Origin of the sequence: Desulfovibrio desulfuricans (assembly GCF_024460775.1) — a bacterium.
Lineage (GTDB): Bacteria > Desulfobacterota > Desulfovibrionia > Desulfovibrionales > Desulfovibrionaceae > Desulfovibrio > Desulfovibrio desulfuricans_E.
The window spans coordinates 272,122-285,465 of the sequence record NZ_JANFYZ010000004.1 but is presented as its reverse complement, the minus strand read 5'-3'; the positions used below and the strand labels follow the sequence as shown (position 1 = coordinate 285,465).

General features: G+C 57.2%; 13 protein-coding genes. 8 read left to right on the top strand and 5 right to left on the bottom strand.

The features are described 5' to 3' along the window. Window positions 1-164: 164 nt before the first annotated feature. The 3 genes from NE637_RS07100 (at window position 165) to NE637_RS07090 (ending at window position 3,003) form a co-directional block, all read left to right on the top strand. On the top strand, window positions 165-611 hold the full coding sequence (locus tag NE637_RS07100; protein ID WP_215647524.1) for a MarR family winged helix-turn-helix transcriptional regulator: 447 nt from the start codon (window positions 165-167) through the stop codon (window positions 609-611). Between the two features lie 96 nt (window positions 612-707). Continuing rightward, on the top strand, window positions 708-2,111 hold the full coding sequence (locus NE637_RS07095) for an L-serine ammonia-lyase (protein ID WP_256267626.1): 1,404 nt from the start codon (window positions 708-710) through the stop codon (window positions 2,109-2,111). A 604-nt stretch (window positions 2,112-2,715) separates the two neighbouring features. Further along, window positions 2,716-3,003, top strand: coding sequence for an HdeA/HdeB family chaperone (locus tag NE637_RS07090; RefSeq protein ID WP_192113170.1), 288 nt, complete (start codon window positions 2,716-2,718; stop codon window positions 3,001-3,003). 64 nt (window positions 3,004-3,067) lie between these two features. On the opposite strand, the gene mutY is transcribed toward NE637_RS07090, so the two are convergent. After that, the gene (gene mutY / locus NE637_RS07085) at window positions 3,068-4,318 is read right to left on the bottom strand and encodes an A/G-specific adenine glycosylase (protein WP_275161362.1); all 1,251 of its coding nucleotides are present in this window, start codon (window positions 4,316-4,318) and stop codon (window positions 3,068-3,070) included. A 113-nt stretch (window positions 4,319-4,431) separates the two neighbouring features. Here mutY and NE637_RS07080 point away from each other — a divergent pair, with 113 nt between their 5' ends. The 3 genes from NE637_RS07080 to NE637_RS07070 all read left to right on the top strand — a co-directional run bounded on the left by NE637_RS07080 (window position 4,432) and on the right by NE637_RS07070 (window position 6,340). Continuing rightward, a complete protein-coding gene (locus NE637_RS07080) occupies window positions 4,432-4,941 on the top strand; it encodes a peptidylprolyl isomerase (protein ID WP_215647526.1) in 510 nt (169 codons plus the stop codon). 143 nt (window positions 4,942-5,084) lie between these two features. Beyond that, window positions 5,085-5,567, top strand: a complete 483-nt coding sequence (locus NE637_RS07075) for a DinB family protein (RefSeq protein ID WP_192113171.1) — start codon at window positions 5,085-5,087, stop codon at window positions 5,565-5,567. 257 nt (window positions 5,568-5,824) lie between these two features. Further along, window positions 5,825-6,340: a YceI family protein gene (locus tag NE637_RS07070; protein ID WP_192113172.1), complete on the top strand. Its 516-nt coding sequence runs from the start codon at window positions 5,825-5,827 to the stop codon at window positions 6,338-6,340. Between the two features lie 269 nt (window positions 6,341-6,609). On the opposite strand, the gene NE637_RS07065 is transcribed toward NE637_RS07070, so the two are convergent. Further along, window positions 6,610-7,071 (bottom strand): nuclear transport factor 2 family protein, encoded by a 462-nt coding sequence (locus NE637_RS07065; RefSeq protein ID WP_215647527.1) that lies wholly within the window; start codon window positions 7,069-7,071, stop codon window positions 6,610-6,612. Between the two features lie 170 nt (window positions 7,072-7,241). Between NE637_RS07065 and cysK the strand changes: the two genes are divergently transcribed. Both cysK and NE637_RS07055 read left to right on the top strand, forming a co-directional pair. Then, window positions 7,242-8,153: a cysteine synthase A gene (gene cysK, locus NE637_RS07060; protein WP_215647528.1), complete on the top strand. Its 912-nt coding sequence runs from the start codon at window positions 7,242-7,244 to the stop codon at window positions 8,151-8,153. 254 nt (window positions 8,154-8,407) lie between these two features. Next, window positions 8,408-9,349, top strand: coding sequence for a chemotaxis protein (locus tag NE637_RS07055; protein WP_192113175.1), 942 nt, complete (start codon window positions 8,408-8,410; stop codon window positions 9,347-9,349). Between the two features lie 186 nt (window positions 9,350-9,535). Here NE637_RS07055 and sdhE read toward each other — a convergent pair whose 3' ends face one another. From sdhE to sdhA, 3 genes are read right to left on the bottom strand one after another with little or no spacing between them, the layout of a single operon-like run. Then, on the bottom strand, window positions 9,536-10,390 hold the full coding sequence (gene sdhE, locus NE637_RS07050; RefSeq protein WP_227118171.1) for an 8-methylmenaquinol:fumarate reductase membrane anchor subunit: 855 nt from the start codon (window positions 10,388-10,390) through the stop codon (window positions 9,536-9,538). Between the two features lie 4 nt (window positions 10,391-10,394). Then, a complete protein-coding gene (locus NE637_RS07045; protein ID WP_227118170.1) occupies window positions 10,395-11,354 on the bottom strand; it encodes a succinate dehydrogenase/fumarate reductase iron-sulfur subunit in 960 nt (319 codons plus the stop codon). Next, window positions 11,354-13,186 carry an 8-methylmenaquinol:fumarate reductase flavoprotein subunit gene (gene sdhA, locus NE637_RS07040; RefSeq protein WP_227118169.1) on the bottom strand — a complete coding sequence of 611 codons (1,833 nt, stop codon included), beginning with the start codon at window positions 13,184-13,186 and terminating at the stop codon, window positions 11,354-11,356. Before sdhA ends, NE637_RS07045 begins: the two co-directional genes overlap by 1 nt. Window positions 13,187-13,344 lie beyond the last annotated feature (158 nt).

Genomic DNA, 13,344 nt, shown 5'->3' with positions numbered 1-13,344 from the left:
GGGTTCAAGGCAGTTCGTTGCGCTCGCAACGATTTATGACCCTCTGCCCCTGCACTTGTCAAGGCAAGCACCACAAGCGTAGCCTTTTCCTGCGGTGCTGACTGCTGCAATCCATAGGGCGCAGGCTTGCAGAGTCTGCTGACAACCAGCCACAGGAATATGTCATGGAACTTGTCTATAAATGGATCACGCTGGCCAACCGGCATTACTACATGTATCTCAACCGCGCACTCGCACCCTTTGGCATCAATAGCAGCCAGTATCTGTTCATTCTCAACCTGTGCCGCGACCCTGGCATCACTCAGGACAAATTGCCCGAACGTATCTGCGTGAACAAAAGCAACGTTGCCCGCACTCTGGCCCAGCTTGAGAAGAAAGGGCTTATCCGGCGGCAGGTCAATCCTGGGGACAAGCGCACAGCCGCGGTTTTTCCCACCGAGCGGGCACGGGAGCTGTACCCGCGGATAATGGAAGTTATTGCAACATGGGATGATGCCGTGACCAGCGTGCTCAGCGCGCAGGAAAAGGAAAATCTGCTTGAGTTCATGCAGCGCGTGGCGGACAAGGCCGCTGCCCTGCGCGGGGCAAGCCCCGCGGCCCTCAGAAAGTAGGGCTGTTTTCGCTAAGCGCTTGTGTCTTGTGACCATTACGGGATATGTTGCGGCAAAGGCATTGCGCCTTGACATGTGTTTTGCGGGAGGAGCGCCATGCTCAGCGTTTTTGATCTGTTCAAGATCGGCATAGGGCCGTCCAGTTCCCATACCATTGGCCCCATGATTGCGGGCAAGGCCTTTGCGGGCGAACTTGCCGTTTTGGGCATGCTGCCTCTGGTAGGCCGGGTAAAGGTGGAGCTTTATGGTTCACTGGCGCTCACCGGCGAGGGGCACGGCACCATTGGGGCCGTGCTGGCAGGCATTGAGGGGGAAGAACCGCAGGAGGTGGACATTGCCCATATGGCCCGCCGTACTGCAGATCTGCAAAACAATGCCGACCTTGTGCTCATGTGTGCCTACACCATCCCTTTTAATTTTGAGCGCGATGTGTGTCAGCACAAGGGCATATTTTTACCCAAACATTCCAATGCCATGACGCTTTCGGCCTTCAGCGCCGACGGCGAGCTGATATACTCCAAGAATTTCTATTCCATCGGCGGCGGGTTTATCCGCACGGACGATGATTTTGACAGCCCGCGCGAACTGTACGCCGCGCCCCCCTATCCGTACGAAAAGGCTTCGGAGCTTTTTGACATCTGCGCCCGCGAAAACAAGACCATCGCGCAGATCGTTATGGCCAACGAAGTATTCTGGCGGTCTGAAAGCGAGGTCAGCGAGCGCGTAACTGCCATCATAGACGTCATGCGTGAAGCCGTGGAACGCGGTTGCTATACTGACGGCGTGCTGCCGGGCGGGTACAATGTGCGACGCCGTGCGCCCAACCTGCTGCGCAAGGTCAGCGCCCTGCAGGCAGCCGGGCGGCGCGACCTGAGCCTGTGGCCCATGCTCTACGCCTTTGCCGTGGCGGAAGAAAACGCCTCAGGCGGGCGCATTGTGACCGCGCCCACCAATGGCGCGGCGGGTATTGTGCCGGCCGTGCTGCTGTATTATCTGAATTTTTACCCCCACGCGACGGATGACGGCGCCCGTGATTTTTTGCTCACTGCCGGAGCCATTGGCCTGTTCTACAAGCTCAATGCGTCCATTTCCGGCGCGGAGGTGGGCTGCCAGGGCGAAGTTGGCGTGGCCTGCTCCATGGCTGCTGGCGCGTACTGCGCGGTTACGGGCGGCAACGTCAAACAGGTGGAAGTGGCGGCGGAGATCGGCATGGAACACAACCTCGGCCTTACCTGCGATCCTGTGGGGGGGCTGGTGCAGATTCCCTGTATCGAACGCAACGGCGTGGCCGCGGAGCGAGCGGTCAACTGCGCCCAGTTGTCGCGGCTGGAAGACGGGCGGCAGCGGGTGATCTCGCTGGATGATATTATTGAGGTCATGTACCGCACCGGGCTTGATTTGCAGTCCCGCTACAAGGAAACCTCGCTCGGCGGGCTGGCCGAAGCCGTAGCCAAGGTTATGGAACGCAAAAAGATGGTTCCGGGGGCATCCGGCAACTAGGCGTAAACGCACTTTTTCCCCCTTGGGGACGAGCTAAGAAAACGCGGCTGAGAAGCCGCGTTTTCTTGTTGATGGGTACAAGTGAGTTGAAAATATAATCAATCTTTAAGTATTTGCCTGGCAACAACCAGAATGGAGAAGTAAAACAGGCTGGGCAATGCTTTTGCAATGTAGAATATTTTATATTTATGTGGTAATGTACTTGGCGGATTTGTGTGAATTGTAAATTATCACATGCGATTTATTGGCAGATATTGGAATTTGTGTTTTTTTGATGCAACAAGTCACAAGACTTATTATATTTTCGAATATATTTGAATTTATGACAGCATATCGACAAAATATAAAAAATAAGGGAGTGTTTTTTATACCGTGGCAGCATCTGGAGTAATGTGGACATATGCCTTACGTGGTGTCTGGTTAAACAGAGTGCCGATCTGGCGTATATTTAAATGTGCAGGACTCGAATATAATTGGATAAAAAGTACTAAGTTCTCTTTTTGTCCAGATTCAAGACATTACTGCAATGGATCTGATCATGCTTCATAGTGCTCTTTATGCTGCCTGTTGTGCGTCCTGAAACATGTAACACTGGAAGTGCAAGATGAAAAAAGTATGTTTTGCAATCGTGCTGGCGGCCGTGCTTGCCTTGCCCATGACTGCCTCGGCAAAGAGCGACAAGATAGATTTCGGCAAGCTGCCTTGCAGTTCGTTTGTGCAGTTGGACGCCCAGACCATGACCATGTTCTATTTCTGGCTTGATGGTTATGCCAGCGCCAAAACCGGCGACACGACCCTGGATGTCAACGCTGTGGAAAACAACCTGACCCAGATTATGAAGGTCTGCAAACAGAACCCCAAAAAGACCGTGCTTTCGGTCATTGCCGACTAATAGCGCAAGGGGCGGACCGTAAGGCCCGCCCCTGTTTTTTGGAGAGAATACCTTCAGCGGTCTGCTATGGTTTTTTCAGGGGCAGATTTGTCTGACGGGGTGCAGCCGTATTTGCGGCGACAGCGCTGTCTTTTCCAATAGCAAAAAGCTTGTCCGCCAGCTTGCGGTGCGCAGCGGGCATTGCCAGGGCGTCCAGATCTTGCGGCGTGACCCAGCGAGCCTCGGTGGCGGCGGAAAGCACCGGCGGCAGCGGCGGGGTTATCTGCGAGTCTGGTGCGTCCGCGCTGTCAAACTCAAGCCCAAAACAGTGCAGCGTCAGGCGGTAGGTGGTATATCCGTGCCGGATAATCCCGTGCTGTGCCGCCACACGCACGGCAAAGCCCGTTTCTTCCATAAATTCCCGCACTGTGGCCTGTTCCGGGCTTTCGTCCGGCTCAACCCGGCCGCCGGGAAATTCCCACAGATTGCCCCACACGCCCGCAGGCGGGCGCTTTTGCACAAATATTCTGTTGCCGCAGCATAAAACCCCGGTCACGGCGTTAACGGGCGTGATGGTGGCTCGCTTCCCGGGCACCGGGCGCTGGTCTGTGATGCCAAGATGCAGGCTGATGCAGAACCGGGCCAGGGGGCACTCTGCACAGCGTGGCTTTTTGCCGCAAACAAGAGCTCCAAGCTCCATCATGGCCTGATTATGTTCCCGCGACCTGCCCTCGGGCACCAGCCGCAAGGCCCAGCGGTGAATGATGCCCGCCGCCGGGTTCTGCTTTACGGGGCTGTCCACATCAAAGATGCGCGCAATGACGCGCTCCACATTGGCGTCCACGCATGGCAGCTTTTCACCAAAGGCAATGCTTGCCACCGCGCCTGCCGTGTAAGGGCCAACACCGGGCAGACCTCGGATGGCTTCAAGCTCCGAGGGAAAAACGCCGCCGTGTTCCGCCATGATTTTACGGGCGGCGGTCAGGATGTGTCTGGCGCGTGAATAGTAGCCAAGGCCTTCCCACTGGCGCAGCACGTCTTCCTCGCTGGCGGCGGCGAGAGTTGCTATGTCGGGGAAGCGCTGCATCCAGCGGTTAAAGTAGCTGACGCCCCGCTCCATTTGGGTTTGTTGAAGCATGACCTCGGAAATCCATACTTCGTAGGGCGTGTAGTTGACCCGCCACGGCAGGCGGCGCTGGTTTGCGGCAAACCAGTCGAGCAGGGAGTTTTGCAGGTCGCCAAGGTGATTCTGGGGCGGCAGATGCGTGCTGGCAGCGGCCTGTTCCGGCATGCCCGGCAGTGTTGCCGGTTGGGGCTTGGAAGTCTTGCGGTTCATGCTCCGAAGCCTATACCGGGAAACGGGCATTGTCATCCGCGCTTCCATACCCTATATTCGCGCCAATGGCGGGGGAACGCCCGCTGTGCAGAATAACCATTCAAGGAGCACCCATGTCCGACAATCCTACGGTTTTGCTGGAGACCTCCTCCGGCGACATTCTTGTGGAGCTTTATGCCGACAAGGCCCCCCAAACCGTTGCCAATTTTTTGAAATATGTGGATGACGGCTTTTACGCCAACACCATTTTCCACCGCGTTATCCCCGGCTTCATGATTCAGGGCGGCGGCCTTGGCGCGCGCATGGACGAAAAGACCACCCGCGAGCCTGTGACCAACGAAGCAGACAACGGCCTCAAGAACGAGCGCGGCACCCTGGCCATGGCCCGCACCCGCGATCCACATAGCGCCACTGCCCAGTTCTTCATCAATCTGGTGGACAACGATTTTCTCAACCACAGCTCCCCCACCCCTGACGGCTGGGGTTACTGCGTTTTCGGCAAAGTGACCGAAGGCATGGAGAATGTGGACAAAATTGCCAAGGTTAAAACCAAGACCGTGGGCTTTCATGAAAATGTGCCCACCGACATGGTGCTGATCACCGGGGCAAGCCGCTTCGAATAAATGGCGCGGCAGGCTTTGCCCTGCAACGCTATAGCATGGAACCGCCGTATGCCCGCAGTTGCGGCGCTGCGGCGGTTTTGTGTTTGAGCGGCCTTTTACGCACAGGTAGCTGTGCACCAAACCTGAAAAAAAGAGGAAAAGCCATGTCCAGAGACATCGTTGCCGCCCTTGAAGAACCCTATCAGCGTTCCTGGGCCCTGCTGGCCCAGTTTATGGACATCTGCCCCGAAAATATCTGGGCCGAAACCAACGGCGGCTGGCCTGTGTGGCAACAGGTGGCCCACGCCATTGCCGTGCTGAACTTCTTTATTCTTGAAAAAGATGATGAATCCTTTATGCCTGCGCCAGCCGACATTGGCGTGCTTATGCTCAAGGAGCAGGGCAAGGCTGTTGTGAGCAAAGAAGCCATGCAGGCTTACGGCAAATCCGTAAAGGCCGCAGTGGACGCACGGCTTGCTGCGCTTTCCAATGCCGACCTGACCAGGGTGCAGGAGCGCGTGAGCAAAAAGATTGGCCGGGATCTGACCTATGCGGCCATGATTGCCATGCTGGCCTCGCACACCACCTACCATCTGGGTTCCTGTGATGCGGCTTTGCGGGATCACGGCTTGCCGGGCGTGTTCTAGGCTGCAACAGTATTTTACTGTTGGCGGGTTGTTCTGCGGCAAGCTTCAGGGCTGCCGCAGAACAGCCCGCACTGCCTGCGTATCACTAACAAGGGCAGTGGCGCAATTTTTTTTGATAAATCATCTGGAACAACTTGACTCGGCAGCGTGGAGCCTTAACTAAAATCCATAGCTTGAACGTATGTTTTTCGGCAGGTGTTGCCGTTAAAACCAGTAATATAGATTTGAGCCCAACCTGCACTAAGCGGGAGGTTGTTATGGCTACCTGGAAGAACGATCCCGACCATTCGCACCTTGGTTTTGTGGTGCGGCATCTCATGATTACCGACATCAACGGCAGGTTTGCAGACGTTGCCATTGACCTTGAAACCGCCAAGGGCGACCTTTCTGACGCGGTCTTTACCATGACGGCCAAGGCTGTGAGCATTGATACACACGTGCATGCGCGCGATGAGCATTTGCGCTCGCCGGACTTTTTTGATGTGGCGCAGCACCCCGAAGTTACCTTCCAGAGTTCGTCTGTGCGCCTTGGGCCGGATCATGCCGGAACCATCACTGGTCTGCTCGAAATGCGTGGTACGGCGCGAGAAGTGACGTTCAACATCACAGCCAGCGACCGCATCACCAACCCCATCAATAACAAGGAAACGCAGTCTTTCAGCATCACTGGCGAGGTGAATCGAAGCGACTTTGGTATTGGCCCCAACATCCCGGCAGCCATTGTGGGCGACAGGGTGAAGGTGGCGGCAAACTTTGAAGTTTCGCCTGCCTAGGGTTCGCTTCTGGCTCAAGTAATTGCTGGGGGTTCCCTGGTCAGAAACATCCGCTAATATAAAAAATTCAGTTGCAGAGTTGTAACTGTCGTGATCTTTCCCACCACGCGAAATCCGGCCCCGCCATACCCCGGGTTACGTTTAAAAGCCGCCCCTGCTGACAGGGGCGGCTTTTTATTCTTCTGCCCATTCATCAATTCCGCACAAAAAGGCCGGGGCATCTGCTCCCGGCCTGATGGCCCTGTGCGGGCCAATATGTATTTTTAACCTTACTGGATCTTGCAGTTGCCGTCATTGCAGTCTTCGGTGGCGATCACAGGTGTAGCCTGGAACAGCACTACCTGTTCGCGCCCCTTGTTGGTGATGACCACCACGGTAATGCGCATGAGGCCTTCGGGCAGCGCGGGCGTGGCCTTGGCCTTGAGGTAGCCTGTGCCGGTGATGAGCTTGGCGTCGCTGATCAGGGCAGTGCGGGCATTGGTGAAGGTCAGCCGGTCAATGACCAGTTCCTTGTTCTTGATGGTATTGATGAAGTGTTCTTTGTCCTCAATGTGCCCGTTGGCGTTGATATGCCAGTAGTTGGGGGCCAACAGGGTTTCAAGGGCCGGGATGTCGCCTGTCATGACGGCTTCGGTATACAGCGCAACTGTGTCTGCCTTGGCGTGGGCAAGCCCACCGGAAAGTGCAATAACAAGGGCTATGAACACAGTGGTCACTTGCAGAATCTTCATGGTATCCTCCCTGGATGGGCTGTTGGGGCGGCCAGAACGAAAATTGCCAATGTGAACGGATTCTTCTATGGTTATGTGTAAAGAGTTAAGCAAAACTTTTCCATTGTAAAGCGAATATCTGCCATCGAGCCGGATTTCCTGGCATTTTTTACTGTGAGGCATATGTTTTCATGTTAACCAGCATTTTGCAAACCATTGGCAACACCCCAATGCTGCGGCTTGATCTTTCACGCGACCTGCCCGGCACGGTCTGGCTGAAGCTTGAAAACCGCAATCCCGGCGGTTCCATCAAGGATCGTGTGGCCTTTCACCTTGTTGGCGAAGCTCTGGAAGAAGGGCGCGTAGAACCGGGCGGGGTGCTGGTGGAGGCCACCAGCGGCAATATGGGCATTGGTATGGCTCTGGTTGCCTCGGTACGTGGTTTTCGCTGCATACTGACCATGCCCGAATCCATGAGCGTTGAGCGCCGCAACCTGCTGCGGGCGCTGGGCGCAGAGCTTGTACTCACCCCGGCGGAACAGGGCATGAGCGGCGCTGTGGCCGCTGCAAAGCGCATTGCCGAAGAACAGGATGCCTTTGTTCTTGGCCAGTTTACCAATCCACAGGCTGTGGTGGCTCACTACAAGACCACCGGACCGGAAATTTTCAAGGACAGCGTGGGCAAGATGGACGTGCTGGTTGCGGGCGTTGGCTCCGGCTCGACCATCACTGGCGTGGGCAGGTACCTCAAGGAGCGCATCCCCGGCTTCAGGGTGGTTGCCGTTGAGCCAGCCGCCTCGCCGGTGCTCTCGGGCGGCAAACCCGGCCCTCATCTTATTCAGGGTATTGGCGCTGACTTTGTGCCAGCCATCCTTGACCGTGCGCTTTTGGACGAGATTATCCAGATGGACGGCGAGGAAGCCATAAGAACCGCCCGTCTGCTCATGGAAAACGGCATCATGGCGGGCATATCCACAGGCTCCAACGTGCGCGCGGCCCTTGATCTTGCGGCGCGGCCAGAAATGCAGGACAAGAATATTGTTACCTTTGTCTGCGACACGGGCGAACGCTACATGTCAACGCGGTTGTTTCAGGGAATATAAACGGCTGGCAAGCTGGCTTTGCACCTGATTTATGACGGTATTTTCAATGCCAATGCGCTCAGTTTGATATGTTCCCCGTTTTGTGCGAAACAGAAAAATATGAAAAAAACTGTCTTTTCGGCCTGCATGGCTAAATATTTGCACTTGGCAACCGATAAGAGAGTCAGCGTAAGCTTCGCTCACCGGCTGGCAGCAAACAAGTTCAGGTCTGCCGTCCGACATTAACGGGCTTCGGCCCAACGGAGAGCATTTCCATGGCGCAGACCAACATCCTGCTGGAAACCGGCACCAATGAGCTGGAAATTGTGGAATTTTTCGTCAACCAGGACGGTTACGAAGCCCACTATGGCCTTAACGTGGCCAAGGTGGTTGAAATTGGCCGTCGCCAGCCAGTGACTGCCATGCCGGAAATGCGCCATAAAGCACTTTTGGGCGCGTTTCTGCACCGCAATGGCCGTGTGGTGCCGCTGATTGATATGGCCCAGTTTCTGGGCAGCGGGCCCATTGAAAACGAAGACGCCAAGGTTATCGTCACCGAATTTAACGGCGTGTGTACGGGCTTTCTGGTGTCGGGGGTCAACCGCATCTATCGGCTGAGCTGGACGGACGTGGAAGCGCCGGGGCAGTTTTTGCAGAATGTGAGCCGCAGCTCGGTAACGGGCGTGGTGCGGCTGGAAGAGCGCGTGATCTTTTTGCTGGATCTTGAAGCCATTGTAGCCGAACTGCATCCGGCCATGGCCATGCGCTTTGACGCCTCAGACATGCGCCACAGCGGTGAAAAGACCTACAATATCCTGCACGTGGACGATTCAAGCAGTATCCGTAGCCTGCTGCTTGACCTGCTCAACAAGGAAGGCCGCTTCACGGTGACGCAGAAGGTCAACGGCCAGGAAGCCTGGGATTACCTGAAGGTTCTGCGCGACCGCTGCGAAGCCGAAGATCGCCCCATTTCCGATTTCGTTCACGGTGTCATCACTGACATTGAAATGCCTGGTATGGACGGCTTGGCCCTGTGCAAACACATCAAGGAAGAAAGAGTCCTTAAAAAACTGCCAGTGGCCATCTTCTCTTCCATGATCAACGAGGCGTTGGCCAAGAAGTGCGCGGTTGTGGGGGCTGATGTGCAGTACACCAAGCCCGACCTCAAGGTGCTTTCCGTCAAACTGTATGATCTGGTGACTGAAGCCTGGGGCTAGCGCCGCTTATCGCTGAAAATGTTGAAGGCCCTCTCCCATTGGTCAGTCAATGGGAGAGGGCCTTCTTGTATTGAACGGTTTGCGATTGTTTAACGCGCAACCCCCTCTCGGGTAGGGACACGAGAGGGGGCGCGCATGGGGCGGCCAGGGGTAGGGGCCGCCTCTTGTCACTATGAAAAGGGCTGGTTAGCCCATCTTGGTGGCGTCAATCACGTTGTAGTCGAGGCCCAGTTCCTTGCCGGGAATACCCAGGGCAAGGCCCACCAGCTGCGAAAGGTGCAGCACGGGTACACGGGCTTTTGACTTGGCTATATCCTGCGCTGCTTCCTGATAAATGTCGAGCTGCATCTGGCAGAGCGGGCAGGGGGTTACGATGCAGGCCGCGCCGGAGGTAGCGGCGCTGTCCACAATCTGGCTGGTCATGCGCATGACGGATTTTTCCGCCGGGTACACGGCGTGGAAGCCGCAGCAGTCCAGCCGCTTGGCAAAGGGAACCGTCTGCCCGCCAAGGGCGGCCACCACGGTTTCAAAGCTCGAGGGATTCACCGAGCTTTCAAAGCCAAGGGAGGATTCGGGCCGCAAGCTGTGACAGCCATAAAAAGCCGCCACTTTAAGACCCGTAAGCGGCTTGGTCACCTTGGTCTTGAGGGTCTGGGCGTTTTGCGCCAGAACCCAGAGCAGGCTGGTGACTTCGCTGGTGCCGTGATAGGTCATGTTGCCCTTGGCAAGAAAGGTGTTGATACGGTCCTTTTTGCCGCCGTCAAGTTCTGCCTTGGCGCGGCGCAGCATGAGCAGGCAGGTGCTGCACGAGGTCAGCACGGGCAGGCCCATTTTTTCGGCCAGGGCAATGTTGCGGGCATTGGCAACCAGGGTCGCCACGGGGTCCACATCCTGAGCCTGGGAAGCGCCGCAGCAACTCCAGCCGGGGATTTCCTTGAGTTTGATGCCAAGCCTTGGGGCCACGGCCTCAAGAGCCATCTTGGATTCCTTGGCGGCCTGAGTCAGCACGCAGCCGGGAAAAAAGGCGAATTCGGTCTGCATACGGCTACTCCTTTTCTGCGGCATGGGCCGCCTGAATCATCTTCACCAGGGCATCATGCCCTTCAATGGTTTCGCCGCCAAAGGCCTCAAGCGGGTTCATCTTGCCCTGGCGCAGCAGGGTCACAGCCATGCCCGCGCGGGCAATGGTGCTGATGCCTTCGGTGCGCAGGGCAAGGCGCACTTCGTTGAGGCGGCCGGAATTTTCCACCAGATCGGTGTAGAACGACTTGGCGTGGGCCGGGCCAACGCCGTCGGTCATGCCCTTGGCCATGACCATGGCCCGCAGGCCGGCGATGTCGTCGGCGGCGCTGATGCCCTTGGGGCAGCGGCTGGCGCATTCCTGACAATGCACGCAGTTCCACAGGCCGCCCGCCACTGCAGGCTTGCCGTGCAGCAGGGGATCCTTGGAGCGCGAATCGTTGGCCACGCGCCATGCGTGGGTGAAGACAAAGGGTTCCATGTAGTCGCTGCGGTCGGCGCTGAGCTTGTTGCACTCAGAGGCGCACGCGCCGCAGAGGATGCAGTCCCACTGCTTGATGATGCGGTCGAATTCCTTCTGGTTCTGGCGGCAGCCTTCCTTCATGGAGAATTCGGATTTTGCCACCATGCCCGGATGCACTTTGCGCAGGTTTTCCATGGCGGGTTCCCAGTCCACAACCAGGTCGGAAATAACCTTGAAGTTCGCCAGGGGCGAGATGTGGAAGGTGTCTGAACCATAGGTTTTGGCGAGGTCGTCCATCTTGGTGTCGCAGGCCAGAACCGCATGCCCGTTGACGCGCACGGCGCACGCGCCGCAGATGGCGCAGCGGCAGGAGGCCGTGAAGTTCAGCGTGGGATCCTGGGTCTGCTTGATGAACAGCAGGGTGTTGAGCACGGTCTTGCCCGCCACGTCCGCCGGATCAAGTTTGTAGCTCTGCTCAAAACTGTTTTTGCCGTCAAAGCGGTCAATGATGATGGTGGGCATTAGTACTTCCGCTCCTCAGGCTTGAATTTGGTGATTTCCACTTCTTTCCAGCCCATGCGCATTTTGCCGCTGTCGTCCATGGTGACCATGCTGTGCTTGAGGAAGTTGGCATCGTCACGCTTGGGGAAGTCCTCGCGGGTGTGCGCGCCGCGCGATTCCTTGCGCTCTGAGGCGGCAAGGCAGGCGGCCTGGGCCAGTTGCAGCATGTTGCCCAGCTCCACATATTCGGTGAACACCGTATTGTAGACGGGGTTGGCGTTGGGGACGCGCAGGGCGTCGTAGCGCGAACGCAGGTCGGCCAGGGTGCTGCTCAGGGTGTCGAGCTTGGACTGGGTGCGGAAAATACCCATGTTGTCCCAGAGTTGTGCGCCCATTTCTTCGCGGATGGCGTACATCTGCTTGGCATCGCCCCCGTTGGTGGTGTTGCGGAAGCGATCCTGCCAGCGGGCGGTCAGATCGGTGAGGCGCTTGCCCGCGCCAAAATCGGCATGGCTGGCAAAGGCCGCCGCGCCGTTACCGGCGATTTTGCCCGTCACCACCGCATCGGCCAGCGAGTTGCCGCCAAGGCGGTTTGCGCCGTGGATGGACACGCACGAAGCTTCACCAGCGGCAAACAGACCGGGCACAACCGTGGCCATGTCGTCAAAGGTATTCACGTCAATGCCGCCCATAGAGTAGTGGGCCGTGGGGCGGATGACCATGGGCTTGTCCACAAGGTCGATATTTTCAAAAAGCTTGCCCACGTGGCGAATCTGCGGCAGATCGTGGACGATCTTTTCCTTGCCGAGGTGCCTCAGGTCAAGCAGCACATAGGCTTCCAGCCCCTGTCCGTAGCCACGACCCTCGCGGATTTCCGTCTCGATGGCGCGGGCCACGATGTCACGGGGTCCAAGTTCCATCTTGGCGGGGGCGTAGTCCTTCATGAAGCGCTCCCCCTTGTTGTTGAGCAGGTAGCCGCCTTCGCCGCGAGCCGCTTCGGTGATCAGCACGCCGCCGTGCACCACGCCCGTGGGGTGGAACTGCACCATTTCGGCATCCTTAAAGGGAATGCCTGCGCGCAGGGCAGCGGCTACGCCGTCTCCTGTGGCAATGTAGGGTGTGGAGGTGCGGTTCCAGAAAATGCGGGTATAGCCGCCGGTGGCAAGCACCACGGCCTTGGCGCGCACAGGGGCGATTTCGCCGGTGCGGATGTTGCGCAGCACGGCGCCTTCGCAGCGGCCATTATCCACGGCCACGTCAAGCAGCTCGTGATCCATGAGGAATTTGACGCCGTGGCTCAGGGCATCGTCCAGGCAGGTGTGGGCAACGATGTGGCCGGTCTTGTCGGCGGAGTAGTTGCAACGCACCTTGGACGCGCCGCCAAAGGGACGGGCCTTGACCTTGCCTTCAGCCGTGCGCGAGAAGGGCATGCCCAGATAATCCAGTTCAAGGATGGCGGGGCCTGCCTGCTCGCAGAATTTGAGCGTGGATTCCTGGTCAACCAGATAGTCGCCGCCCTTCACGGTATCAAAGCAGTGCAGCTCGTAGGAGTCACCCTTGCTGAAATCGGTGACGCCGTTGATGCCGCCTTCGGCCATACAGGTGGCGCTGCGCGAGGGCATGCACTTGCTGACCACAACCACGTTGAGTTTGGGATTTTTTTGCAGGGCTGCCACGGCGGCTCGCAGGCCAGCGCCACCCGATCCGATGATCAGGATGTCGCAGGTGGCCAGGGGGCCGACACCAGCGGCTGCGGCAAGAGCTTTTTCAATGCCGCTCATGTTCACCGTCAGCGCGCTGATGGTGATGCAGGCCGATTGCAGAAATTTTCTGCGGGTAAACTGCTGCGTCATAAGGGTTTCCTCAAAAGTAGGTGGATTTGCCGTCATTTCCAGCGGTTGTGCAAGAAATTACTTGTGCCGGAAAGGACGGCAAAAAACTGATTGATTGAGCAAAGAATAAAAGTATGCTCTGTTGATAGTGAAAAATAACACACCAAATCGCGCCAGAG

Bases quoted from the DNA above. Each gene is read 5' to 3' on its own strand.
- NE637_RS07100 (WP_215647524.1), top strand. From the start codon at position 165: ATGGAACTTGTCTATAAATGGATCACGCTGGCCAACCGGCATTACTAC.
- NE637_RS07095 (WP_256267626.1), top strand. From the start codon at position 708: ATGCTCAGCGTTTTTGATCTGTTCAAGATCGGCATAGGGCCGTCCAGT.
- NE637_RS07090 (WP_192113170.1), top strand. From the start codon at position 2,716: ATGAAAAAAGTATGTTTTGCAATCGTGCTGGCGGCCGTGCTTGCCTTG.
- mutY (WP_275161362.1), bottom strand. From the start codon at position 4,318: ATGAACCGCAAGACTTCCAAGCCCCAACCGGCAACACTGCCGGGCATG.
- NE637_RS07080 (WP_215647526.1), top strand. From the start codon at position 4,432: ATGTCCGACAATCCTACGGTTTTGCTGGAGACCTCCTCCGGCGACATT.
- NE637_RS07075 (WP_192113171.1), top strand. From the start codon at position 5,085: ATGTCCAGAGACATCGTTGCCGCCCTTGAAGAACCCTATCAGCGTTCC.
- NE637_RS07070 (WP_192113172.1), top strand. From the start codon at position 5,825: ATGGCTACCTGGAAGAACGATCCCGACCATTCGCACCTTGGTTTTGTG.
- NE637_RS07065 (WP_215647527.1), bottom strand. From the start codon at position 7,071: ATGAAGATTCTGCAAGTGACCACTGTGTTCATAGCCCTTGTTATTGCA.
- cysK (WP_215647528.1), top strand. From the start codon at position 7,242: ATGTTAACCAGCATTTTGCAAACCATTGGCAACACCCCAATGCTGCGG.
- NE637_RS07055 (WP_192113175.1), top strand. From the start codon at position 8,408: ATGGCGCAGACCAACATCCTGCTGGAAACCGGCACCAATGAGCTGGAA.
- sdhE (WP_227118171.1), bottom strand. From the start codon at position 10,390: ATGCAGACCGAATTCGCCTTTTTTCCCGGCTGCGTGCTGACTCAGGCC.
- NE637_RS07045 (WP_227118170.1), bottom strand. From the start codon at position 11,354: ATGCCCACCATCATCATTGACCGCTTTGACGGCAAAAACAGTTTTGAG.
- sdhA (WP_227118169.1), bottom strand. From the start codon at position 13,186: ATGACGCAGCAGTTTACCCGCAGAAAATTTCTGCAATCGGCCTGCATC.